This is a genomic window from Stutzerimonas decontaminans (genome assembly GCF_000661915.1).
In the GTDB taxonomy this organism is placed as follows: domain Bacteria; phylum Pseudomonadota; class Gammaproteobacteria; order Pseudomonadales; family Pseudomonadaceae; genus Stutzerimonas; species Stutzerimonas decontaminans.
This window is the reverse complement of sequence record NZ_CP007509.1, coordinates 3,212,819-3,235,708: the sequence shown is the minus strand read 5'-3', so window position 1 is coordinate 3,235,708 and position 22,890 is coordinate 3,212,819. Positions and strand designations below refer to the sequence as shown.

General features: G+C 61.2%; 24 protein-coding genes and 3 pseudogenes. 14 read left to right on the top strand and 13 right to left on the bottom strand.

Translation table 11 applies throughout. The features are described from left to right. Nucleotides 1-5 precede the first annotated feature (5 nt). The 6 genes from flgL (at nucleotide 6) to UIB01_RS14715 (ending at nucleotide 3,792) form a co-directional block, all read left to right on the top strand. Nucleotides 6-1,235, top strand: coding sequence for a flagellar hook-associated protein FlgL (gene flgL / locus UIB01_RS14740; RefSeq protein WP_038662021.1), 1,230 nt, complete (start codon nucleotides 6-8; stop codon nucleotides 1,233-1,235). A 122-nt stretch (nucleotides 1,236-1,357) separates the two neighbouring features. Further along, nucleotides 1,358-1,672 carry a ComEA family DNA-binding protein gene (locus UIB01_RS14735; RefSeq protein ID WP_038662018.1) on the top strand — a complete coding sequence of 105 codons (315 nt, stop codon included), beginning with the start codon at nucleotides 1,358-1,360 and terminating at the stop codon, nucleotides 1,670-1,672. Nucleotides 1,673-2,027: 355 nt separating this feature from the next. Continuing rightward, nucleotides 2,028-2,468: a YkvA family protein gene (locus tag UIB01_RS14730; protein WP_038662015.1), complete on the top strand. Its 441-nt coding sequence runs from the start codon at nucleotides 2,028-2,030 to the stop codon at nucleotides 2,466-2,468. 165 nt (nucleotides 2,469-2,633) lie between these two features. After that, nucleotides 2,634-2,960, top strand: a complete 327-nt coding sequence (locus tag UIB01_RS14725; RefSeq protein WP_038662011.1) for a helix-turn-helix domain-containing protein — start codon at nucleotides 2,634-2,636, stop codon at nucleotides 2,958-2,960. Beyond that, on the top strand, nucleotides 2,957-3,325 hold the full coding sequence (locus UIB01_RS14720) for a hypothetical protein (protein ID WP_038662008.1): 369 nt from the start codon (nucleotides 2,957-2,959) through the stop codon (nucleotides 3,323-3,325). Before UIB01_RS14725 ends, UIB01_RS14720 begins: the two co-directional genes overlap by 4 nt. Then, nucleotides 3,325-3,792, top strand: a complete 468-nt coding sequence (locus tag UIB01_RS14715; RefSeq protein WP_038662005.1) for an SEL1-like repeat protein — start codon at nucleotides 3,325-3,327, stop codon at nucleotides 3,790-3,792. Before UIB01_RS14720 ends, UIB01_RS14715 begins: the two co-directional genes overlap by 1 nt. On the opposite strand, the pseudogene UIB01_RS23670 reads toward UIB01_RS14715, so the two are convergent. Then, nucleotides 3,759-4,325 (bottom strand): annotated as a pseudogene (locus UIB01_RS23670) (GGDEF domain-containing protein); the annotation flags it as partial. The gene UIB01_RS14715 and the pseudogene UIB01_RS23670 overlap by 34 nt on opposite strands. Here UIB01_RS23670 and UIB01_RS23665 point away from each other — a divergent pair. Beyond that, nucleotides 4,206-4,448, top strand: a pseudogene (locus tag UIB01_RS23665) (hypothetical protein); the annotation flags it as partial. The pseudogenes UIB01_RS23670 and UIB01_RS23665 overlap by 120 nt on opposite strands. 150 nt (nucleotides 4,449-4,598) lie before the next feature. Here the strand turns inward: UIB01_RS23665 and UIB01_RS23660 are convergent. Continuing rightward, a pseudogene (locus UIB01_RS23660) lies at nucleotides 4,599-5,552 on the bottom strand (EAL domain-containing protein); the annotation flags it as partial. A gap of 99 nt (nucleotides 5,553-5,651) precedes the next feature. After that, a complete protein-coding gene (locus tag UIB01_RS14705; RefSeq protein WP_038661999.1) occupies nucleotides 5,652-7,736 on the bottom strand; it encodes a carboxy terminal-processing peptidase in 2,085 nt (694 codons plus the stop codon). Between the two features lie 173 nt (nucleotides 7,737-7,909). Between UIB01_RS14705 and UIB01_RS14700 the strand changes: the two genes are divergently transcribed. Continuing rightward, a complete protein-coding gene (locus UIB01_RS14700; RefSeq protein ID WP_038661997.1) occupies nucleotides 7,910-8,872 on the top strand; it encodes an NAD(P)H-quinone oxidoreductase in 963 nt (320 codons plus the stop codon). Nucleotides 8,873-8,939: 67 nt separating this feature from the next. Here the strand turns inward: UIB01_RS14700 and UIB01_RS14695 are convergent, their stop codons facing one another. The 5 genes from UIB01_RS14695 to minC all read right to left on the bottom strand — a co-directional run bounded on the left by UIB01_RS14695 (nucleotide 8,940) and on the right by minC (nucleotide 12,941). Then, nucleotides 8,940-10,229: a M18 family aminopeptidase gene (locus UIB01_RS14695; RefSeq protein WP_038661994.1), complete on the bottom strand. Its 1,290-nt coding sequence runs from the start codon at nucleotides 10,227-10,229 to the stop codon at nucleotides 8,940-8,942. A 122-nt stretch (nucleotides 10,230-10,351) separates the two neighbouring features. Next, entirely contained in the window at nucleotides 10,352-10,987 is a 636-nt protein-coding gene (locus UIB01_RS14690; protein ID WP_038661991.1) for an RluA family pseudouridine synthase, read from the bottom strand. Nucleotides 10,988-11,049: 62 nt separating this feature from the next. Then, nucleotides 11,050-11,307, bottom strand: coding sequence for a cell division topological specificity factor MinE (gene minE / locus UIB01_RS14685; RefSeq protein ID WP_003301267.1), 258 nt, complete (start codon nucleotides 11,305-11,307; stop codon nucleotides 11,050-11,052). Continuing rightward, nucleotides 11,304-12,119: a septum site-determining protein MinD gene (gene minD, locus UIB01_RS14680; RefSeq protein WP_038661986.1), complete on the bottom strand. Its 816-nt coding sequence runs from the start codon at nucleotides 12,117-12,119 to the stop codon at nucleotides 11,304-11,306. Before minD ends, minE begins: the two co-directional genes overlap by 4 nt. 96 nt (nucleotides 12,120-12,215) lie before the next feature. Then, a complete protein-coding gene (gene minC, locus UIB01_RS14675; RefSeq protein WP_038661983.1) occupies nucleotides 12,216-12,941 on the bottom strand; it encodes a septum site-determining protein MinC in 726 nt (241 codons plus the stop codon). A gap of 158 nt (nucleotides 12,942-13,099) precedes the next feature. Here minC and UIB01_RS14670 point away from each other — a divergent pair, with 158 nt between their 5' ends. Further along, complete coding sequence (locus UIB01_RS14670; RefSeq protein WP_038661981.1) at nucleotides 13,100-14,047, top strand: lipid A biosynthesis lauroyl acyltransferase; 948 nt, start codon at nucleotides 13,100-13,102, stop codon at nucleotides 14,045-14,047. Between the two features lie 39 nt (nucleotides 14,048-14,086). Here UIB01_RS14670 and UIB01_RS14665 read toward each other — a convergent pair whose 3' ends face one another. The 4 genes from UIB01_RS14665 to UIB01_RS14650 all read right to left on the bottom strand — a co-directional run bounded on the left by UIB01_RS14665 (nucleotide 14,087) and on the right by UIB01_RS14650 (nucleotide 17,506). Next, complete coding sequence (locus UIB01_RS14665; RefSeq protein ID WP_038661978.1) at nucleotides 14,087-14,929, bottom strand: pirin family protein; 843 nt, start codon at nucleotides 14,927-14,929, stop codon at nucleotides 14,087-14,089. 94 nt (nucleotides 14,930-15,023) lie between these two features. Then, nucleotides 15,024-15,779: an MlaA family lipoprotein gene (locus tag UIB01_RS14660; protein ID WP_038661975.1), complete on the bottom strand. Its 756-nt coding sequence runs from the start codon at nucleotides 15,777-15,779 to the stop codon at nucleotides 15,024-15,026. Nucleotides 15,780-15,783: 4 nt separating this feature from the next. After that, nucleotides 15,784-17,076 (bottom strand): alpha/beta fold hydrolase, encoded by a 1,293-nt coding sequence (locus tag UIB01_RS14655; RefSeq protein WP_038661972.1) that lies wholly within the window; start codon nucleotides 17,074-17,076, stop codon nucleotides 15,784-15,786. Between the two features lie 205 nt (nucleotides 17,077-17,281). Then, nucleotides 17,282-17,506, bottom strand: a complete 225-nt coding sequence (locus UIB01_RS14650; RefSeq protein WP_038661969.1) for a DUF2061 domain-containing protein — start codon at nucleotides 17,504-17,506, stop codon at nucleotides 17,282-17,284. Nucleotides 17,507-17,785: 279 nt separating this feature from the next. On the opposite strand from UIB01_RS14650, the gene UIB01_RS14645 reads away from it, so the two are divergent. The 5 genes from UIB01_RS14645 to UIB01_RS14625 all read left to right on the top strand — a co-directional run bounded on the left by UIB01_RS14645 (nucleotide 17,786) and on the right by UIB01_RS14625 (nucleotide 22,607). Beyond that, on the top strand, nucleotides 17,786-18,100 hold the full coding sequence (locus UIB01_RS14645; protein ID WP_015277690.1) for a DUF485 domain-containing protein: 315 nt from the start codon (nucleotides 17,786-17,788) through the stop codon (nucleotides 18,098-18,100). After that, nucleotides 18,100-19,755, top strand: a complete 1,656-nt coding sequence (locus UIB01_RS14640) for a cation acetate symporter (protein WP_038661964.1) — start codon at nucleotides 18,100-18,102, stop codon at nucleotides 19,753-19,755. The genes UIB01_RS14645 and UIB01_RS14640 overlap by 1 nt, the downstream gene beginning before the upstream one ends. Nucleotides 19,756-19,994: 239 nt before the next feature. Then, nucleotides 19,995-20,804 carry an SDR family oxidoreductase gene (locus UIB01_RS14635; protein ID WP_038661961.1) on the top strand — a complete coding sequence of 270 codons (810 nt, stop codon included), beginning with the start codon at nucleotides 19,995-19,997 and terminating at the stop codon, nucleotides 20,802-20,804. Nucleotides 20,805-20,932: 128 nt separating this feature from the next. Then, nucleotides 20,933-22,063 carry an MFS transporter gene (locus tag UIB01_RS14630; RefSeq protein ID WP_038661958.1) on the top strand — a complete coding sequence of 377 codons (1,131 nt, stop codon included), beginning with the start codon at nucleotides 20,933-20,935 and terminating at the stop codon, nucleotides 22,061-22,063. Nucleotides 22,064-22,178: 115 nt separating this feature from the next. Further along, nucleotides 22,179-22,607: a hypothetical protein gene (locus UIB01_RS14625; RefSeq protein ID WP_038661956.1), complete on the top strand. Its 429-nt coding sequence runs from the start codon at nucleotides 22,179-22,181 to the stop codon at nucleotides 22,605-22,607. Between the two features lie 24 nt (nucleotides 22,608-22,631). Here the strand turns inward: UIB01_RS14625 and UIB01_RS14620 are convergent, their stop codons facing one another. Next, a complete protein-coding gene (locus tag UIB01_RS14620; protein ID WP_015277685.1) occupies nucleotides 22,632-22,859 on the bottom strand; it encodes a YheU family protein in 228 nt (75 codons plus the stop codon). Nucleotides 22,860-22,890: the final 31 nt, after the last annotated feature.

Here is a 22,890-nt window from a genome sequence, read left to right as displayed (position 1 = left end):
GTCATATGCGCATTTCTACCGTGCAAGCGTTCAATAACGGCGTGGCTGGGTTGCAGCGCAATTACGCCAACGCGACCCGTACGCAAGAACAGATCAGCACTGGCAACCGCATTCTCACGCCGGCAGACGATCCGGTCGCTTCGGTGCGCCTGCTGCAGCTAGAGCAGCAACAGAACGTGTTGAGCCAGTACAACTCCAACCTGACTGCCGCGAAGAACAGCCTCACGCAGGAGGAGGTCACGCTCAATTCGGTAAATACGGTTTTACAGCGAGTGCGAGAGCTGGCGGTGCAGGCGGGTAATGGAGGCTTGAGCGCTGAGGACCGCAAGTCGATTGCTGCCGAGCTTACCGAGCGTGAGGACGAGCTGCTGTCGCTGATGAACACCCGTAACGCCCGTGGCGAGTACCTGTTTTCGGGTTTTCAGGGAAAGACCCAGCCGTTTGTGCGCGATGGCGCTGGCAGCTATAGCTACCAAGGTGATGAGGGTCAGCGGAAGCTGCAGATCGCTAGCTCGCTGAACATTGCGATTAGCGACAACGGAAAAAATGTCTTCGAAAACGTAGTCAATGCCGGGCGTCTCTCCGTGGATGGCGCCCAGGCTCTTGGTTTTCCAGTTTCTGCGCCATTGGTGAGTGACGAAGTCGCTTTCGCCAAATACAGCGGCATTCGAGTAGCGTTCGATCCGGTGGTGGAGGGCAGGTACGAGGTTTTCGGTGTTCCTAAGGATGGAGGTGCCGAAATCTCGCTCGGCGTAAGCAATCTGGACAGCAATGCTGAAACGGATGACAAGCTGGTCTTCGGGGGCGTGACGCTTTTCGTCGGTGGACAGCCGCCGCTGGGCTCGGAGATTGTGGTGCAGGCAAAGACGCCGGTAGCGGAGAAGCAGGGCATCCTCGACACCATTGCCAACCTGCGCGTTGCGCTGGAAAACCCCGCTTCATCCAATGCAACCATCCGGGATGGGGTGGCAGTAGCGCTTACCAATCTGGATCACGGCATGATCAGCGTAGACGCTGCTCGCGGTAACATCGGTGCGCGTCTGAACGTAATCGAGACGACGCAGACCGATAACGAGGACGTGGCGTTGGTGAACAAGTCTGTCCAGGCCGAGCTGCGCGAACTTGATTACGCCGAAGCCCTTTCCAGATTGTCGTTCCAGACCATCATTCTTGAAGCGGCGCAGCAGAGCTACGTCAAAATCAGTGGCCTGAACCTGTTCAACGCCATGCGCTGAGGAGTTTGACGAGGTTTGCAAAAATGCACTGTCGTTTTTGACATCGGCAGGCAGGCGGCTAGATTGGCTGACGCGGAGCAGGAAGTCCCGCGTAGAACATTTCCCCGGATAAGGATATCTCCATGAACAAAGCTTTTCTCGCCGCTGCAGCGTTCGCCGTGTTTGCCAGCGTTTCCTTCGGCGCTCATGCCGCCACTCAAACACAGCCCGCACCTGCTCCGGTTGCAGTCGTCTCTCAGGCGTCGGTGAACCTCAATACCGCTGACGCCGCCACGCTTACCCGTGAACTCAAAGGCATCGGCGCAACCAAGGCAAAGGCAATCGTCGATTACCGCGAAGAGCATGGCCCGTTCAGTTCGGTAGACGAGCTGCTTGAAGTAAAAGGTATCGGCTCGGCCACCCTGGAAAAAATCCGAGGCCAGCTCAGCTTGCAGTAAAAGTTGCAGCGCAGAGGCCGGTCGCAATGACTGGCCTCTTGTTCGTCCATTAGGCCGAACGCCCCGTGCAATCACCAGTCAAAGTGCTCGTAAAGCCATTGACAATCCACGGTTATGCACATTCGGAATTAGCAACAGCTGTTTCTCACCTCAGCATTGAGTCGTGGTTTTCGTCTTCTCCTAAGTTGCTGATTTGAAAGGGTTTGCCTGGCTGGATAAAAAAGCGTCGATCTGTAGATCAGCCCCGTAGATAGGGCATTTGGAGCAGTCATCCAGAAACTGTTCACAAGGTTATCCACAGGTTCGGTGGATAACATTCCCAATGTCACGGATGACGCAGGCTAGAGGGTGATTGATGAAGGCTCCCTGGAATTTCCTGAAATATCTCCCGCTTGCCCAGCGCTTGATAAAGCGGGGGAAAATTCCTGCGTTGCTGCTCGCGGTGGCGCGCAAGTCATCGTCGAAGCGAGGATTGCTCAAAGGCTTGCGGGAGGATCTGATGCTGCTACAAGCTCTTTGTGTGGCTTGGTGGCGTGGCGAGTATCGGGCCATCAGCCCAAATGCGCTGATAGCGATCGTCGCGGGCCTGCTGTATTTCCTGTCCCCCCTCGATGCGATTCCCGATTGGCTGCCCGGGCTAGGATTTGTTGATGATCTGGCTGTGTTGGGCTGGGTAATGCGCAAATGGTCCGGAGAGTTGGACGCGTTCAGAGCCTGGAAGCAGTCGCAATCAGCCGACCGCCAGGCCGCGCTTCTCCAGTTGCCTGCGCTGGACGAACCCAAGGCAGATGGCTAGCCGGGGCAACACCGGCAAACGTGCACTGCGCGTCCGCTGGTCGGTGCCGCTCGTACTTTTGCGGTGCCGGTCCCGATTCGCTGTTGCCTGCGGCAGGTTGGTAGCGTCAAGGAGGCGCGAGGGCTGTTAAGATTCCGCCTCTGATCGACGCCAGAGGAAATACGGATGAATGTACAGGTCATCATGCGTGACGGCTCGCCGGAGTACGCCGTTCTGCCATGGGACGAGTACCAGGCACTCCTCAGTGCGGTAGGAGTGCAGCCAGCTGCACGAGCTCCATCTGTCCCGGATGCGCTGCCGCGCCCTTCATTGAGCCAAATGGCCCCTTTGCGCGAGAACAAGGGGCTTTCCCTGGAAGCGCTGGCGCGCGCGGTCGGTATCAGTCCTGCTTATCTGGGGTTGATCGAGGCAGGTGAGCGCGAGCCCGATGCTGCGATTCGCCGCGCGCTGGCACGTGCATTGGAAATCGCCGGTTGGGAGGGGGACGCTTGACGTCAGTATCCATTAGCCGCCAGCACTGGCAGGCGTTGCTCGGTGAGCTAGATGCCGCACGTCGCCAGCGGCATTTGGTGACCTATCGTGCCCTTGTCGAGCGCCTTCAACTGCCAACCCCTGCGATGCAGACCCTGACCGCTGCGCTGGAGCATCTCGCGGCGATTGACGCCCGGTCGGAGCGTCCGTTGCGCAGCGCCTTGGTCATCAGTCAGGGCGCTAGCCGTCTGCCTCGAACGGGCTTTTTCGAGTGTGCTGCCCGACTGGGACGCTTCTCGGGAGCGGCGGACGGTACTGCCGCTGCGTCCTGGCATGCCGGCGAAGTGGCGCGGGTTTTCGAGTTTGAATATCCGGAGGAAGGCTGATGTTGTGGAGACTGCGCGCGAGGCTCGGTTATTTTGCGGCCCGCAAGTTGATGACATCTCGCTACGCTGTCCAGCAACCGAAACTCTGGCGTTGGATGGAAGGCCAGTTTGCGCGCATGGCCGCCATGGGAGACGTAGGTGCGCAGAGTTTCTACGGCCATATTCTGTATTTTCGCGGGCGTGGCTACGGTGCCAAGCAGGAGGGCGTCCGCTTGTTGCGGCTAGCGGCCAAGGCCGGTGATGTCAAAGCAGCTTACCAGATGGGTGTCGTCAGCCTGAGCGAAGAAGCGTCTCACGGACCGGATGGCAACGAGGCGGCTCGCTGGTGGTCCCAGGCTGCCGAAGCGGGGCACCCGCTGGCAGCTGTTCGTCTCGAGCAGCTGTATCGCGCGGGAGGTTACGGCCTAGTCGCCGATTCGCTCCAGGCAGACCGCTACAAGGAAAAGGCAGCGCAGCTGGGGGTATAAGCCTTCGGCGGTTCGCCTGCATCGATCAGATGAAAGCTCGGGCCGCTTACCTGTTTCGCGTGACGTTTGGCTTCCGACGCCAGGGCGGCGAGTCTGCCTGCGTCTAAGCGGTCGGTGTGCTCTGGGCGAACACTGACAACCCCAATGGACAGTGATAACAAGGCATAGCGCTGTTCTCGTCCGTCCCGGCTGGAGGAGAAAAAGCACTCGGCCTCTAGGTGTTCTCGCTGGTAGAACGCTCTACTGCGGAGCATGAAATCATGCTGCAGCTGGTCGATGCGCTGCTCCCAGTCATGGCCGCTCAGCACCAGCATGAAGTCATCACCGCCTATATGACCGACGAAATCCACCCGCGGGTCGACCCGGTCATTCAGGCATTGAGCGAGACACAGCAGCACTTCGTCACCTTTGCCATAGCCGTAGAGGTCGTTGAACGGCTTGAAGTTGTCGATATCGACGTAGCAGACCAGCGCCTGGCGTCGCTGCAGCAGCAGGCGTGTCAGGCATTGCTGTATCGGCACGTTCCCAGGCAGCAGCGTCAGTGGATTGGCATGGCGCGCTTGCTGGATCTTCAGCTCGGTTATCAGCCTAAGAACGTCGATGACGCGGCCGACGCCATGATAGCTGCCCGCCTGGGTGATAACGAAATCTTCCTCTATTCGCTGACGAGCTCGACTCGTCAGCAGGCGACTGACTTGCTGCAGCGACTGTTCGAGTTCGACGGCAAGAAAGTTGGTGCTCATCAGTCGACTGACCGGCTTGCGCGCGAGCAGATCCGTGGCGTAGGGCTTGAGCAGCGCATCGGAGATGAGATTGCGGTGGATGATCCCGACCGGCCGCGCGTCGTCGTCCACGACCGCGATCGAGTTCAGATTGGGTTGCAGGCGAAACGCTTCGAGCAACTCGGCGACCGGGCGCTCTGCCGACATCGCGGGTTGCCGGATGAGCAGCGCGGACAGGGTGCCGGGCTCTTCGACGAAGCTATTCTGCTGGGCCTTCGCTGAAGGCAGGATCTCTTCAATATCCAGCGCAGGCAACTCCTGCGGCCGTCCGAGCAGATAGCCTTGCACCAGATCGATACCCATGCCGGCCAGCACCGCCAGCTCCTCTTGCAGCTCGATACCCTCTGCGATGACCTGGGTACGTGAGGCGCGGGCGATCTTCAGGATGGACTCGACGAATTCGCGCTTCACCGGATCGAGATGAATGCCGTCGATGAAATAGCGGTCGATCTTCACATAGTCTGGTCGCAGCTCGGACCATAGGCGCAGGCTTGAATAACCGGCACCAAGGTCGTCGAGTGCGATGCTGAAGCCCATCGAGCGGTAGTGATGAAGGGCTTTATCCAGCAGTTCGAGATCGTCGGCCGGTGCCTGTTCGGTGAGTTCGATGACAACGTTGTCCGCGGAAATGCCATAGGCGTGCAGCAGCTCCAGCGTGCGCCCAGGCTTGTGGGTTGCATCAAGCAGGGTTTCCGGTGAGGCATTCAGGAACAGTTTGCCGCGCAGCGCCACCTGGCTGTAACGCCGGCACGCAGTCTCGCGGCAGGTCATCTCCAGTTCGTTGAGGCGGCCAGCGTGGCGTGCGGTGGCGAGGAGGTTGATCGGCGAATGCAGGGGACCGTTGGAAGGCCCGCGGCTGAGTGCCTCGTAACCGAGTATGCGCCGCTCCGAGAGCGAGACGATGGGTTGGAACAAGGTAGTGATGTCGCCGTGAGCAAGGATGTATCCCAGCGTGCTCAACTGCTCGGTGACTGTCATGGAGGTCTCTGGGCGTGAAATAAAAAGGCCGCAGCGCGGCCCTTTCATTTCACGATGCAGCGATGTCAATTTGATGACATCGCTACTTTCTTCAACACATCAGTGCTTGGCCATTGCCGAACTCAAGCCCAGATAATCCAGCAGAATGCGCCCGCTTTCGGAGAGGTACGCATCGTCTTCCGGCTTGGGCTTGTCCGCGTCAATATGCGGCGTCGTTTCGTCTTCCTTCTCCAGTTTGGCCAGCGGCTGCTCGCCTTTGGCCAGGCGTAGTGCGTTCTCCAGTGCCAGCTGGCGCTTCTCGATGTCTGCCTGCTGGGCGCGGCGTTTATCCTCATTGAGACTGACAGTGGTGTCGTGCATCAGCTCCTGAGCAAGCGCCAGGCGGTCGCGGGTGAAGACGAAATCCGGGTTCTCGCCGGTGCGTGCCTCATGGCGCGCCTTGAGCTCAGCCAGGAACGGCTTGAACGGATTCATATCCGGGTTGATGGCTGCCCGGATGCTGTCCCACGGTAGGGCTTCGGGAAGTGCACTTTCGCCAATTTCCTTGGTATCGACATCGGCAGGGTAGGTGATATCGGGTATTACGCCCTGGTGCTGGGTGCTCTGCCCGGATACGCGATAGAACTTGGCCAGTGTGAGCTTCAGTTCACCGTGGTTGAGTGGCTGGATAGTCTGCACGGTGCCCTTGCCGAAGGTCTGGCCGCCGAGGATCAGTGCACGGTGATAGTCCTGCATGGCGCCAGCAAAGATTTCCGAAGCGGATGCCGACAGGCGATTAACCAGGACAGCCAGCGGCCCCTTGTAATAGGCGCCGGTCTGTTCGTCGGCGAGTACGTCCACGCGGCCATCGCTGTTGCGCACGAGAACGGTCGGGCCTTGATCGATGAACAAGCCAGTGAGTTCGGTCGCCTCTTGCAGCGAGCCGCCGCCGTTATTGCGCAAGTCGATGACCACGCCGTCGACTTTTTCGGCTTCCAGCTCGGAGAGCAGCTTCTTCACATCGCGAGTGGTGCTCTTGTAGTTCTGGTCTCCGGCGCGCAGGGCCTTGAAGTCCAGGTAGAACGCAGGAACCTCGATCACTCCGAGCTTGAAGCTCTGACCCTGATGTTCAAGGTTCAGCACCGACTTCTTCGCGGCCTGCTCCTCCAACTTCACCGCTTCGCGAGTAATGGCGACGACCTTGCTGCTCTGATCATTCGGCGCATTGCTCGCCGGGATGACTTCCAGGTGAACGACGGAGCCTTTCGGGCCGCGGATCAGTTTGACCACTTCATCCAGACGCCAGCCGATGACATCGACCATTTCGTCGTTGGCCTGACCAACCCCGATGATCTTGTCCGCTGGCGCCAGCTGCTTGCTTTTCTCGGCCGGGCCGGCTGGAACCAGACGCACGATCTTGACGTGCTCGTTGTCACTCTGCAGCACTGCACCGATGCCTTCGAGCGACAGGCTCATATTGATGTCAAAGTTCTCCGCGTTGTCCGGAGACAGATACTGGGTATGCGGATCGTAGGACTGGGCGAACGCGTTGATGTAAGTCTGGAACACGTCCTCGCCGCGCGTCTGATTCAGGCGCGCCAGCTGGTTCTTGTAACGCTTGGTCAGCAGCTCCTCGATGGCCTTGGGTTCCTTACCGGCGAGCTTCAGGCGCAGCACCTCATCCTTGACGCGCTTACGCCAAAGGTCGTCGAGTTCGGCCATGTTCCTGGCCCATGCGGCTTTCTCGCGATCGATCAGCAGCTCTTCATCAATAGTGAAGTCGAAGCTGTCGACGCCCTTGCCAAGCAGGCCAAGCGCGTAATTGAGGCGATTCTGCAACCGCTCCAGATGGCGCTTGTAGATGGCAAAGCCTGGCTCGAGATTTCCGCCTTTGAGGAAGTCGTCGAACTGGTTGCGCCACTTGCCGAACTCTTCGAGGTCGGATGCCAGGAAGTAGCTGCGCGAAGGGTCGAGCATCTGGATATAGCTGTCGAAGATCTTCGCCGAGCGCGCGTCATTCAATGGCGGTTTGTTGTAGTGATGGCGCTTGAGCAGTTCGACGACGTTCAGGCTGGCGATCACTTGGTCCCGATCGGGTTGCAGGTAGTCCCAGTTCTCCGGCGTGCTCACGGCTTTGGCCATGGCCAGCGAGGCGTGAAGTCCGAAAAGGACGGCGAGAATGGTGCAGGTCAGCGTACGTTTCATGGCTTGGGGGCGACGTAAGGCAAGGGAATAACGCATATTAGGCCATCTAAAGTAGGCGCCGGTTCGGTTTCCGTCCGGCGGTGGAAAGCACAAGCCCGATGGTGAAGGTGGTCAAAGAAGGCCAGCGAGCGATCAGTTGGGTGGGCAGAGATAGGAACCACTATGGAGGCAGCATGAAGGCATTGCAAGGTATCGAGGGGCATCTGGATTGGGCCGAGCGCCCGGCTCCGGCGTGCGGCGAGGGAGAAGTCCGTATCCGCGTCGCTGCCGCTGGGCTTAACCGCGCGGACCTGCTGCAACGCGCCGGACATTATCCGCCGCCAGCCGGGGTGACCGACACCTTGGGGCTGGAATGCGCAGGTGTGGTAGCCGAGGTTAACGGGCGCAGCCGCTGGAAGGTGGGGGATCGCGTATGCACGCTGCTCGCCGGGGGTGGTATGGCTGAGGAGGTGGTGGTCGACGCCCGCCATGCGTTGCCGGTCCCGGAGGGCATGGCGCTGCATGAGGCTGCGGTGATCCCCGAGGTTTACGCCACGGCCTGGCTGAATCTCTATCGGCTTGGCGCGCTACTGGCCGGCGACAAGGTGCTGCTGCATGCCGGTGCCAGCGGCGTTGGCTCGGCGGCGATCCAGCTCTGCAAGGCGTTCGGTAATCCCTGTTGGGTCAGCGTCGGTTCGGCGGAGCGGTTGGCGTACTGCGAATCGCTGGGTGCTCAGGGTGGTGTGCTACGTGGCGACTCGCTCGAAGCGCTGCGCGATTTCGGCCCGTTCGACATGATCTTGGACCCGGTGGGTGCCAAATACGCTGCGCTTAACATGCAGCTGCTGGCGATGGATGGGCGCTGGGTGATGATCGGTCTGATGGGCGGCCGCAAGGCCGAGATGGATCTCGCCGGGCTGCTGGCCAAACGCATCCAGCTGATAGGCTCGACTTTGCGCAGCCGTGATGCCGACTACAAGGCAGGGCTGCTGGCGGAAATGGAGGAGAAGGTCTGGCCGCTATTCACTCAGGGCAAGCTTTCGCCGCGTCTGGAGCGAACCTTCGCCATCGGAGACGCAGAGGCGGCGTTTGCCGCGCTCGCTAGCAATACCGTTTCCGGAAAGGTAGCGTTGGTGATAGACAGTGCGCTTTCCTGATCACGCACTCCTAGGCGGACCAGTGCATCGCTGTGAGTAGGCAGGGCCTGCCCACAGCGTGATCAAGTCAGGGCAGTTGGCTGCTGTTGTAGAAGGCAGTCAGCACCTTGACCAGATGCGCCAGATCCTGGCTCCCGGCGAGCTCTCGAATCGAATGCATGGCGAAGGTCGGCAGGCCGATATCGACGGTTCGTACGCCCAGCTGGCTGGCCGTTATCGGGCCGATGGTCGAACCGCAGCCCATATCGCTGCGGGTGACGAAGCTCTGCACCGGCACTTCGTTTTCCAGACAGAGATGGCGGAAGTAGCCCGCGGTTTCGCTGTTGGTGGCGTAGCGCTGATTGTTGTTGACCTTGATCACCGGGCCGGCATTGAGCTTCGGGCCGTGGTTGCCATCGTGCTTGTCGGGGTAGTTGGGATGCACGGCATGGGCGTTGTCGGCAGAGATCAGCAGCGAATGGCTGATCGCACGCTGGAAGTCATCCCCATCTGGCAGCAGACGGCGCAATACCTGTTCCAGGAAGGGGCCGTCCGCACCGCATAGCGAGGTGGAGCCAACTTCCTCGTGATCGGTGCAGACCAGCACGCAGCTATGTTCGGGCTCGGTGTTCAGCAAGGCCTGCAACCCGGCGAAGCAGGAGAGCAGGTTGTCCAGGCGTGCGCCGGCGATGAAGTCACCATGCAAGCCGATCACAGCGGCAGCCTGGGTGTCGTAGAAGCTCAGCTCGAAGTCCAGTACCACGTCGGCGACCAGACCATGCTCGCGCCCGAGCTGATCAGCCAGTAATGCGCGGAAGTCCGGGCTTTCCTGGCTGGCGATCTGCGCGAGGATCGGCGGCAGCTCGTTCTGGGCGTTGATGGCCCAGCCCTGATTGGCTTCCCGGTTCAGGTGAATCGCTAGGTTCGGAATCGTCGCGATTGGCAGCTTGAAATCGATCAGCTGGCTTTCGATGCGGCCATCTCGGCTGTACGTGACGCGCCCGGCCAGCGACAGGTCGCGGTCGAACCAAGGCGCAAGCAGGGCCCCTCCATATACCTCCACACCGAGTTGCCAAAAGCCCTGGCGCTGCAGCTCCGGCTGCGGTTTCACCCGCAGGCATGGGCTGTCGGTGTGCGCGCCGACCAGGCGCAAGCCGTGCTCGACGAGCGGTTTGCTGCCGAGCTGAAAGGCAATGATGGCCGAGTCGTTGCGGGTGACGTAGTAACGCCCGCCGGCTTCGGTATGCCAGGCCTCGCGCTCGTCCAGCGCACGGTAGCCGGCGGCCTGTAGCGCCTGGGCGAGGTTCTCGGTGGCATGGAAAGGGGTAGGGGACGCCTGCAGATATTCAATCAGGCCTTGGTTGAGAGCTTTGCGCATTTCGGACTCCGGACTGCCAGGTCACGAAGTCTATAGCATTCGACACCGGCGAATAAGCGCGCCGGCAACTGCCTCGCGCTTTGGAGTGAGCGCGCGGCAGGTGGGGCAGATGTGGCCACTACCTAGAACGGCGCCGGGCACTCGAAGCGCAGGCGCTCGCTGGTTTGCGGATGCGTCAGCGCTAGCATGCTTGCATGCAGGCACAGGCGTTCATGCGCTTGCAGCGCCTGTTCATGTGCGTACAGGCGATCGCCGAGCAGCGGATGACCGATCGACAGCATATGGACTCGCAGCTGGTGGGAGCGGCCGGTGATGGGCGTCAGCTCGACGCGGCTGTAGTCGCCACAGCGTTCGAGCACGCGCCAGAAGGTCAGTGCGTGCTTGCCCAGCTCGTGATCGACGACGTGGCGAGGTTTGGTCGGCGGATCGTAGCGCAGCGGCAGGTCGATGCTGCCGCTGTCCTGCTCCGGCTGGCCCCAGCACAGCGCGGTATAGGCCTTTTCCGTTTCACGATCATGGAACTGACGGGACAGCTCACGGTGCGTATCAGCGTCGCGGGCGAGCACGATTAGCCCGGAGGTTTCCCAGTCCAGGCGATGCACGATGCGGGCCTCGGGATAGCCGTTTTCCTGCAGGCGGGTCACTAGACAGTCACGGTTGTCTTCGGCGCGGCCCGGTACGGAAAGCAGCAGGGTCGGCTTGTTGATGACTAGCAGGGCGGCGTCCTGATGGACGATCTCGATAGCGCTTAGAGGCATTCGCTTTTTCCACAAACGAAGACGGCGACCCGTGGGCCGCCGTTTCTGTACGCCGGTTTCGCTCAGCGATCCGGCAGGGTGATATTGAGTTCCAGGATCGAGCAGCTGCCCTGATCCTCAAGTGCAACCTGGACCTGATCGCTGTCGATGTTGACGTACTTGCGGATCACCTCGACCAGTTCCTTCTGCAGGGCCGGCAGGTAATCCGGCTCGGTGCGCTGGCCGCGCTCATGGGCAACGATGATCTGCAGGCGCTCTTTGGCGATCGCCGCTGGAGTTTCCTTCTTCTTGCGTTCACGGAAGAAGTCGAAGAGGTTCATTCTCGGCCTCCGAAAAGTCGTTGCAGGAAGCCTGGCTTTTTGACGTCGAGGAAGCGGTGCACAACTTCCTTGCCGAGCAGGCGGTCGACGGCATCGCTGTACGCCTGGCCGGCATCGCTCTGGTCATCGAGAATCACCGGAATGCCCTGGTTGGAAGCCTTGAGCACAGCCTGCGATTCGGGGATCACGCCGAGCAGGCGGATGGAAAGGATCTCCTCGACGTCCTCGACACCGAGCATTTCGCCCTTGGTGACGCGCTCCGGGTTGTAGCGGGTCAGCAGCAGATGTTCCTTGATCGGCTCCTCGCCGCTTTCGGCACGACGGGACTTGCTTGCCAGCAGGCCAAGCATGCGATCGGAGTCACGTACCGAAGATACTTCCGGGTTGGTGACGACGATGGCCTCGTCGGCGAAATACATGGCCAGGTGCGCGCCTTTTTCAATACCAGCCGGCGAGTCGCAGATGACGTATTCGAAGTTCTTGCTCAGTTCATCGATGACCTTGCCGACACCTTCCTGGGTCAGCGCGTCCTTGTCGCGGGTCTGGCTGGCAGCCAGCACGAAAAGGTTCTCCAGGCGCTTGTCTTTGATCAGAGCCTGGGTCAGGGATGCATCGCCATTGATGACGTTGACGAAGTCATAAACCACCCGGCGCTCGCAGCCCATGATCAAGTCGAGGTTCCTCAGACCGACGTCGAAATCGACGATGACGGTCTTGTGGCCGCGCAGAGCGAGGCCGGTACCGATGGCGGCGCTGGTGGTGGTTTTACCAACGCCACCTTTGCCGGAAGTGACTACGATGATCTTGGCCAAGGTGATTCACCCTAAAAATTGAAAAAATCGGGACCTTCCGCCGGTTTCAGCGTCAGGATTGCCCGTTTGGTCCTTGAAAATTCGCGGCAGTATCCGTTAAAGGCGGGTGATGTTCAACACGTCGCCAGAGAGGCTGATTTGCACTGCTTCAGCCCAGAGAGGTTCGCGTCGCAGGTCCTCGGCGACCTTGTACTGGCCAGCGATGGATACCATCTCTGCGGCGAGCTGCTGACAGAAAATCCGTGCAGTGGTGTCGCCCTTGATGCCTGCCAGGGCGCGACCGCGAAGCGGACCGTAGACATGGATGTTGCCATCGGCGAGAAGTTCCGCACCCGGACTGACTGGAGCCAGAACGATCAAATCTCCGCCCTGGGCATAGACCTGCTGGCCGCCGCGGATGGGGGTGGTAACGACGCGGGTTGGGCGATAGACCGGCTCAGCAGGCTTCGGTGGGGCTTTCGAGCCCAGATCGACCTTGCGTTCACGTGCGCCGGAAGGCGGCAGGACGGGGAGATCAAGCGCCGCCGCCGCTTCGAGATGCACAGGTTCGCTGGCGCGCAGGGCCAGCGTGCGCAGACGATGCTTGCGGCACAGGCTGACCAGCGCGGCGATGTCGATTTCACGGGCTGATTCCGGCAGCTTGTCCAGCGCCAGCACCAAGGGGGTGTTATTGAAGAAGTCCGGTGCCTGCTCGACCTTGGCTGCGAGTTGTTCGTCGAGACGCTCGATATCGTTGCTGGCAAGTTCCAACACCGTGATGGCGAGCATGCTGCCCTTGAGCTGGAAGGCTGGGGACTGATCGGTGAAGTCGGCTTGGCTCATGGTCTGTCTGCTGCGGTAAATGGCGAGGACTTATAGCGGGGCGCGCCGCCGCCTGCAACCCGCGGGCAGCCCGCGAAGTGATCGCCGGCGCGCTTGGACAGGGTCATTGCCGGCGTTTGCCGCTAGAATGCGTCGCTTCATCGGTTGTCGAGCTATTCATGGATCGTCCTCAGTTTCGTGCGTACTTCCTGCATCCGCGCTTCTGGCCGCTATGGCTGGGGTTGGGGTTGCTGTGGCTGCTGGTTCAGTTGCCTTATCCGCTACTGCTTAAACTGGGGCGTGGTCTCGGCGCGCTGATGTACCGTTTCGCCGGCTCGCGGCGTTACATCGCACAACGCAATCTTGAGCTGTGTTTTCCTGAGCTCAGTCAGCAGCAGCGTGAACGGCTCTTACGTGAAAACTTTGCCTCCAACGGCATCGCCTTCTTCGAGATGGCGATGAGCTGGTGGTGGCCGCAGGCGCGGCTGCAGCGTCTGGCCCGCATCGAGGGTCTCGAGCATCTGCAGCAGGCCCAGGCTGCAGGGCAGGGGGTGATCCTGATGGCGCTGCATTTCACCACGCTGGAGATCGGTGCGGCGCTGCTCGGTCAACGGCATACCATCGATGGCATGTATCGCGAGCACAAGAATCCGGTGTTCGACTTCGTTCAGCGCCGCGGGCGCGAGCGGCATAACCTTGATGCCAGCGCTATCGAGCGCGAGGACGTTCGGGCGATGCTCAAGGTGCTGCGTGCCGGACGAGCGATCTGGTACGCGCCGGATCAGGACTATGGGAGCAAGCAAAGCCTGTTCGTACCGCTGTTCGGCATCCAGGCCGCCACCGTCACTGCCACGACCAAGTTTGCCCGGCTAGGCAGGGCGAGGGTGGTGCCGTTCACTCAGGAGCGCCTGGCAGATGGCTCGGGATATCGACTGGTGATCCATCCGCCGCTTGAGGACTTTCCGGGAGAGAGTGAAGAGGCGGATTGTCTGCGGATCAATCAATGGGTCGAGGAGGCGGTGAGCGCATTGCCGGAGCAATATCTATGGGCGCACCGCCGCTTCAAGACACGACCGGCTGGTGAGCCCGGTCTGTACCGGAAGCGGAACAAGCGCTCGGCCACCTAGCAGGCTGGTGGTTGGTGCCAGACGATTGGCAACCGAGCTTCAGGCCAACGCCCCATCACGAAAATCCCGCAGCGCCTGCTCGATTTCCTCGCGGCTGTTCATCACGAACGGCCCGTACTGCACGATCGGCTCGCCGAGTGGCCGACCCGCCAGGAGGATCAGCCGTGCGCCGCGTTCGCTGTGCAACCGCACCTGGCCTTGCTCGGACATTCGTACCAGCTGGCCTTTGCTGGCTGCTTGATCGCCCACCCGTAGTACACCCTCATAGACGTAGAGCAACAACCGATGTCCGTCCGGAATCAGCGGCGACAGCGTGCTGCCTGCGGGCAAGTGCAGATCGAACAGTTGGGGCTCGGTATCGGGCCGCTGGACGATGCCCTGTTGCTCGGCGTCACCCACCTTCAAGGTTCCGGCAATGACCTTGGCCTGCACCCCGCCTGGCAGCACCACCTGCGGGATCTCGGTTGGGGCGAAATCCCGGTAGCCTGGATCGCCGAGTTTGGCGTGGGCGGGCAGGTTCAGCCACAGCTGGAAGCCGCGCATGGTGCCTTCCTGCTGTTCCGGCATCTCGCTGTGGATGACGCCGCGCGCTGCGGTCATCCACTGCACGCCGCCGCTTTCCAGTAGCCCGACATTGCCCATGTGGTCCTCGTGGCGCATGCGCCCTTCGAGCATGTAGGTGATGGTTTCAAAGCCGCGATGCGGGTGCGGAGGAAAGCCGGCGATGTACTCGTCCGGATCGTTCGAGCCGAATTCGTCGAGCATCAGAAACGGGTCGAATCGTTCCGGTGCGGCGCCGCCGAACACGCGGGTCAGACTGACGCCTGCGCCATCGGAGGTGGGCCGGCCGGTGGTGATGGAAAGGATCTGCCGTTGGGACATGATGAATGCCTCCCTGAATTGAATGGGACCAGGATAGGCGCGTTATTTCGATCAAAGGTTGCGAATTATCGCTGTATAAAATCGAATCGGTAGATTATTCCTCGACCAGCAGGTCCCGTGCGCGGCTGTAGACATAACGCACTTTCTCGTACTCGAACGGGGAGTTGAGCTGACCATAGCGGAAGCTGGTGACGTGCCGCGCATTGACGGCGCGCAGCGCGGTCAGGCTCAGTTCACCGCCGGTGGTTTCGGAATACTGCAGAAAATCGATTTGACTCTCGACGGCGAAATCCGCAACGCGGCCGGTGGCGTCGCGCAGATTGGATGGGCCCAGTGCCGGAATGATCAGATAGGGGCCCTGCGGGACGCCCCAATAGCCAAGCGTCTGCCCGAAGTCTTCGCTCTGCCGTGCCAGACCCATGCGGGTCGCCGGGTCCCATACGCCGCCGACGCCGAGAATGGTATTGAAAAGAAAGCGCGCCGTGGCGTTCGCTGCACGCTGGCCCTTGAACTGAGCGAGGCTGTTAAACAGCGTTGGCACTTCGCCGAGGTTGCTGAAGAAGTTGCTTACGCCAGTGCGCACCGGCTGCGGCGTGACATAGCGATAGCCTCGCACTACCGGCAGCATCACCCACTGATCGAGCCGGTAGTTGAAATGGTAGATGCGTCGGTTGATCGGCTCGAACGGGTCGTAGACGTCCAGCGCCTGGAAGGTGGCGCGCTCGAACTCACGCTGGTCCAGCCCGGGGTTGAACTCCAGGTTGCGCAATGGATGGGTAAAGCCATCGTCGTCGACCGCCGGAGTTTCGGCGAAGGCCAGGCCACTGGCCAGTAGTAGCGGCAGCAGCATTCCTTTAGCCACGGAAGAACTCCAGCATGTGTTGAGCATTGACACGGTAGTTGAGGTTGCCGCAGTGGCCGCCTCGCGGATAGAGGGTCAGGCGCTCACCAAAGGTGCGGCGCAGAAAGCCGATATCGCCCGCGCCGAGGATCACGTCATCGGCGTTATGCATCACTGCGATCTTCGGGCTTTGGCGCAGGTAGTCCTCAAGGGCGTACAGGCTGACCTGCTGGATCAGCTGCGTCAGGCTGCCGCCGTCGTACTGCGCGCGCCACATCGGAATCAGCTGTTCGGTGATATAGCAGTCGAAGTCGCATAGCAGGGCGCGCTTGAAGAACGGCTCGAGGCGGGTGCCCTGGTTGATGGGATAGTCCTGCGGCACGATCAGCCCGCGACGGTTGATGAGGTCGGAGGTAAAGGTGATGTCAGCGGCGGAGAAGCGGAATACCGAGCCGATCAACATCGCCATTTGCTCGTCGCTGAGCTTCAATGTCGATTGCTGGAAGTCGTAGAGCATTGCCTCGTCAAGGTCGATGTAGCCCCGTTGCTGGTAGTAGCGGGTGAGCTTCTCCAGTATCACCTCATAGAAAGTAGTGTTGTTGTCGATCCCTTCGACGCGGGTCTGTACCAGTTTGTCCAGGTTGCCGACCGAGGTGTAGACGTTGACCGGCGGGTTGAGCAGCAACACGCGCTTGAAGTCGAAGCTGCGCCGCGTTTCATCAAGCTGACTGACGAACGCCGCGTTCAGCGCGCCGAGGCTATAGCCGGTGAGGTGAAATTCGGTAACGGGCAATTTGTGTTGTTGTGCACGAACGGCCTGCATGACGCGGTACATATCCTTGGCGTCGTCGCTGCTGATCCCTGGGGTCGCATAGCGCGAGGCGGCGGACATGAAGTCGTAGCTGGTTGGTGAGGACAACTGTACGACGTGATAGCCGGCGCCGTAGAACAGGCGCTTCAGCGCCTCCGTTTTGCCGGCGGAGTAGTGCGCGCCTGTCCCGGAGATGATGAACATCAGCGGCGCCGGGCCGCGCTGGCGGGCTAGCCGATAGCGAAATTGTTTCACCGGCCAGAAGTTGTCCGGCAGCGTGAATTCCCGCTCGGGGCGCAAGCGTAGGCTGTAATCGGCCTGATCGATATCGTCATCGGTCGGTACTTCGGCGCGTAGCTCGATGGGAGTACCGGCGATCGTGGCTTCGAAGGGATTGGACAGTGGGAAACCGTACGCTTCGACAGTCAGGTCGGCGGCGTGGACAGGTGCAACGACCAGGGCGAGCAGGGCGGTCAGGCGCAACAACAGCTGCATGGTGCTTCTCCGTAAACAGGCCGGGTTGGCCTGTGGCAGGGCAGCGGCGGCGTCCCGCGCTACCCGTCCCAATAGAACTGCATCGGCCGCACAACGCAAGCCAACTTAACTTTGGCAGCACCGCTGCGGATTCGATCCCTGCGCAGGTCTAGAAATGACGACGGCTCGACAGTCGCTGTCGAGCCGTCGCCACCCTGATGCGGTGTCAGGATTGATGGTGCAGCCAGGCATGTTTGGGAATGGGTGCTTCGCGCGCGGGGCTGCGTTCGAAGCGCTGCCAGACCTTTTCATGGAAGTAGAACGCCACTGAATTGCACAGCGGTTCGACGGCAGCGACCAGGCCACCGATGGCGATGCTGCCGGTCAGCGCGTAGGTGACCGAGAAGGCAATGCAGAAGTGCATCAGGGTGAACGTCACGGTCTTCAGCATGGCCTGTCTCCTTGCGCGATCGAGAATTGTTCTCGCGTTTCGCACAGTGTGGTTGCGTGCCAGCAATGTCTGAAATCAACGTTCTGCATCTGCGGCATAGCGCCACACTATTTGTATTTGGAATTGTTGCAATGCCCCGGATTGCGTGGCTTGAAGGCTCTATTGCGGGCTTTCTCGAGGGCGGCATTCAGACCAAAGTCGGGTGGCGTCGGCATTGCCCGGCCCTAAAGTAGCCGCCCTGCTCCCACCAGGGGGTAGTGACCGTGGAGACAGATTCCAATGAACAATGAAAATGTTTACCGGCAGATCTATGCCAACCCGCGTTTCCAAGAGCTGGTCGCCAAGCGCGGGCGTTTCGCCTGGCTGCTGTCGGCCGTCATGCTCGGCGCCTACCTGGCGTTCATCCTGCTAATTGCCTTCGAGCCGCAAATCCTCGGTGTTCCGCTTTCTGCCGACACCGTGACGACCTGGGGCATCCCGGTGGGCGTCGGCGTGATCTTCATGGCCTTCATCCTGACCGGTGTCTATGTGCAGCGTGCCAACGGTGAGTTCGATCGCATCAACCAGGAAATCCTCAACGAGGCACAGCAATAATGATCCTGCGTTTTCTGATGACTGCCCTGCTGTTGGCAGTCTCGCCTGCACTGCTCGCCGATGCCATTACCGGCGAGGTCGAGAAGCAGGCCACCAATTACACCGCCATCATCATGTTCGTGGTGTTCATCGTCTTCACCATGGGTATCACCAAGTGGGCGGCCAAGCGCAACACCTCCACGGCTGACTACTACACCGCCGGTGGCAGCATCACCGGCTTCCAGAACGGCCTGGCGATCGCCGGTGACTTCATGTCGGCAGCGTCCTTCCTCGGCATTTCCGCGCTGGTCTATACCAGCGGCTATGACGGTCTGATCTACTCCATCGGCTTCCTCGTCGGCTGGCCGATCATCCTCTTCCTGATGGCTGAACGCCTGCGCAACCTGGGCAAGTTCACCTTCTCCGACGTGGCGTCCTATCGCCTTGGGCAGACGCAGATCCGTTTGCTCTCGGCGTTCGGTTCGCTGATCGTCGTGGCCTTCTACCTGATCGCGCAGATGGTCGGTGCCGGCAAGCTGATCCAGCTGCTGTTCGGCCTGGACTACTACGTCGCCGTGGTGCTGGTCGGTGTGCTGATGGTCATGTACGTGCTGTTCGGCGGCATGCTGGCGACCACCTGGGTGCAGATCATCAAGGCGGTGCTGCTGCTGTCCGGCGCCAGCTTCATGGCCATCATGGTGATGAAGAGCGTCGGCTTCGATTTCGGCAGCCTGTTCGCCGAAGCGGTGAAGATTCACGAGAAGGGTGCGCAGATCATGAGCCCGGGCGGCCTGGTCTCCGATCCCATCTCGGCGATCTCCCTCGGCCTGGCGCTGATGTTCGGTACCGCCGGCCTGCCGCACATCCTGATGCGCTTCTTCACCGTCTCCGACGCAAAGGAAGCGCGCAAGAGCGTGTTCTACGCCACCGGCTTCATCGGCTACTTCTATATCCTGACCTTTATCATCGGCTTCGGCGCGATCCTGCTGGTCAGCACCAACCCGGAGTTCAAGGACGTGACCGGCGCCATCGTCGGTGGCACCAACATGGTCGCCATCCACCTGGCCAGCGCCGTGGGCGGCAACCTGTTCCTCGGTTTCATCTCTGCCGTCGCCTTCGCCACCATTCTCGCCGTTGTAGCGGGTCTGACCCTGGCCGGTGCCTCGGCGGTTTCCCATGACCTCTATGCCTGCGTGATCAAGCAGGGCAAGGCGCGGGAAGAAGACGAGATGCGCGTGACCAAGCTGACGACCCTGACGCTGGGTGTGGTGGCAATTCTGCTCGGCATCATCTTCGAGAAGCAGAACATCGCCTTCATGGTCGGCCTGGCATTCTCCATCGCCGCCAGCTGCAACTTCCCGGTGCTGTTCCTCTCCATGTACTGGAAGGGCCTGAGCACCCGCGGCGCGCTGTTCGGCGGCTCGCTGGGGCTGTTCACCGCGCTGTTGTTGACCATCATCAGCCCGACCGTATGGGTCGACGTGTTCGGCTTTGCCGAAGCGATCTTCCCCTACAAGTACCCGGCGCTGTTCTCGATGGTCGCCGCCTTCGTCGGCATCTGGTTCTTCTCGGTCACCGACAAGTCCAAGCGTGCTGGCGAGGAGCGCGAGCGCTTCTTCGCCCAGTTCGTCCGTTCGCAGACCGGCCTGGGTGCCACCGGTGCCGTCGCGCACTGATCCGATCGCCGGAAATAAAAAGGGCAGCCCTCGGGCTGCCCTTTTTTATTCGTGGCGCAGGCAATTCGCGAGGCTGCAACAAGCCCATGCTGCCGCCATATTGCCTGCCCGGAACCGCGCGGTCAGCCCCATGAGGCGCGGGTTTGCCAAGGGCATTCATCAGTCTGATGGATGCCGGTCCGTACCCTGGCATTCGCTAGACTCGCTGCCACTACCCGAACAACAAAGGCAGCAGAACAATGCACAACCGCATGATGATTACCGGTGCCGGCTCTGGGCTCGGTCGCGAGATTGCCCTGCGCTGGGCGCGTGATGGCTGGCAGCTGGCGCTTTCCGATGTCAACGAAGGCGGCCTGACGGAAACCCTGAAGATGGTCCGCGAAGCGGGCGGTGACGGTTTCACCATGCGCTGCGACGTACGCGACTACAGCCAGCTGATCGCCTTCGCCCAGGCTTGCGAGGAGAAGCTCGGCGGCATCGACATCGTCGTCAACAATGCCGGCGTGGCGTCTGGTGGGTTCTTTGACGAGCTGTCGCTGGAAGACTGGGAGTGGCAGATCGCGATCAACCTGATGGGTGTGGTCAAGGGCTGCAAGGCGTTCCTGCCGCTGGTGCAGAAGAGCAAGGGCAAGATCATCAACATCGCCTCGATGGCGGCGCTGATGCAGGCGCCGGGTATGAGCAACTACAACGTGGCCAAGGCCGGCGTGGTGGCGCTGTCGGAAAGTCTGCTGGTGGAACTGCGCCAGGCCGAGGTCGGCGTGCACGTGGTTTGCCCATCGTTCTTCCAGACCAACCTGCTGGACTCCTTCCGTGGCCCGACACCGAACGTGAAGGCACAGATCGGCAAGCTGCTGGAGTCCTCGCCGATCACCGCGGCGGACATCGCCGACTACATCCACCAGCAAGTCGCCAAGGGCGAATTCATGATCCTGCCCCACGACGAGGGTCGCATGGCCTGGAAGGTCAAGCAGCAGAACCCGCAGGCAATCTACGACGAGATGGCGCTGCTGGCGGAGAAGAAACGCGCCAAGAGCAAGGCACTCTGAGATCGTCCGGCCGCTCCGGTGGCCACTGCGGTTGCTTCAGGGAAGGGGCGGGAGTAGGGTTGCCGGTCAGGCTTTTTTCGCCGTAACCCTATGGATCGCTTGTGAATTTTCCCTCCCGCGGACTGTTGATGCTGGCCCTGGTACTGGCTGCGATCAACCTGCGTCCTGGCATTACTTCCTTCGCTCCGCTGATCGAGCGCATTGCCGAAGAGCTTTCGCTTTCCCGCGGTTTGATCAGCCTCACCACCGCCTTGCCGGTATTGCTGATGGGGCTGTTGGCGCCACTGGCGCCGCGGCTGGCCGTGCGTTTCGGTCTGGAGCGCAGCATCGCGCTGTGCCTCGGGCTGATCGGCGTGGCACTGTTGCTGCGGCTGTTCGGCCATAACGCCGTTCTGCTGATCGCTACCGCCGGACTGGTCGGCGCCGGGATCGCCGTCGCCGGGCCGTTGCTGTCCGGCTTCATCAAACGCTATTTCCTTGAGCGCATGGGCCAGACGGCGGCGTGGTATTCGCTGAGCATGGCGGTCGGCGGCACCCTCGGCGTAGTGGTGACGGCGCCGGCGACCGAGGTGATGGGGCAGGACTGGACGCGGGGCCTGGCGCTCTGGGCGCTGCCGGCATTGGCAGCGCTGCTGATCTGGTCACGTCTGCCCAACCAGCCGGAAGCCGCCAGTGAGAGCCGCGCCGGTTTACCTTGGAAGGAACCGCGAGCCTGGCTGCTGAGCATCTATTTCGCCCTGCAGGCCGGTCTGTTCTATGCGCTGGCCACTTGGCTGGTGGCGCGTTATCACGAGGTGGGCTACAGCCTGCTGCAAAGCAATGCGTTCTTCAGCGGTTTCATGCTCATCGGCCTGCCGAGCGCCTTTGCCATGCCCTGGCTGGCACAGCGGCTGGGCAACCGGCACCGGATCATGGCCGGCTGCGGTGTGCTGGCGACCCTTTGCCTGGCGCTGATCGCCCTGGCGCCGAACTGGCAGCCGCTGGTGATCTGCATGCTGCTCGGCATCGCGCTCAACGGCACCTTTTCCCTGGCGCTGATTTCGCCGATGTACGAGGCCAGCACGCCGTTGGCCGTCAGCCGGCTCACTGCAATGATGCTTTGCACAGGTTACAGCCTGGCCTGTCTGACGCCGGTGTTGGCGGGGTTGGGGCGTGATCTGGCCGGCGATTACCGCGTGCCGTTCCTGGTACTGACGGGTATGGCCGCGTGCATGTCGTTGCTGGCGATGCGTTTGCGGCCACGGCATGTGGGCGGCTGAAAACGCTCAGGGCTGTGGCCTGTTTCACCACTTCCCAAGCCGCGGGTGACCGGCCCGCCGGGCTGTGCTAGAAAGCTCGCCGTCCCAGTTCATCCCTGCGTTCCCGGAGTTTCGAGTGGAGTCTGAATCCATCGTTTATGGCTGCATCCGTGATTGGCCTTCCGCCGACCCCGAGCAGTGCCGCCAACGCCGGGCGAACAATCTGGCTGCCGTGCAGGCGTTGCCGCAGGGCGAGGCCTGGCCGTTCATCGGACGCGAGATGTTTTCCTTCTGCCGGAACGAAGAGCTGGGTCTGTACCAGACCCAGGTGATCCACTTCGGCGCCAGCTACCGCGCGGTGGAATACGAGTGGGCGCTCTGGGTGCAGCGCTTCGAAGCCTTGCTCAAGCAGCTGTACTGGACCAGCGCCGTGGTGCACCTGGAAACCGAGCTCAATGGCACCCACACCTTTCGCTGGCAGACCGAGGCGGGCAGCCACAGTCCGCAGCAGAGCGACCTGCGCATGCGCTGCGCGTGGGAACGGGAAAGTGGCTTGTTCGGCTGAATGAGTCCACCGCCTGCCGGCCGCTCAGTCCAGCCACTCGCGCGGCACGTCGCGCCTGAGGGCCAGCTGGCATTGCTGGCTGTCGGCGTCGAAGACTATCACCGCCTCACCCTTGTCCAGTGCCCGGCGTACCCGGGCCACGCGGGTTTCAAGCGGGGTCTCGTCGCCGTTGTCGGTGCCCTCGCGGGTGACGAAGTCTTCGATGAGGCGGGTCAGGGTGTCCGGTTCGAGCTGGTCGTGGGGAATAAGCATGGGATGTCTTCGGATAGGCTGGCGCGGCGCA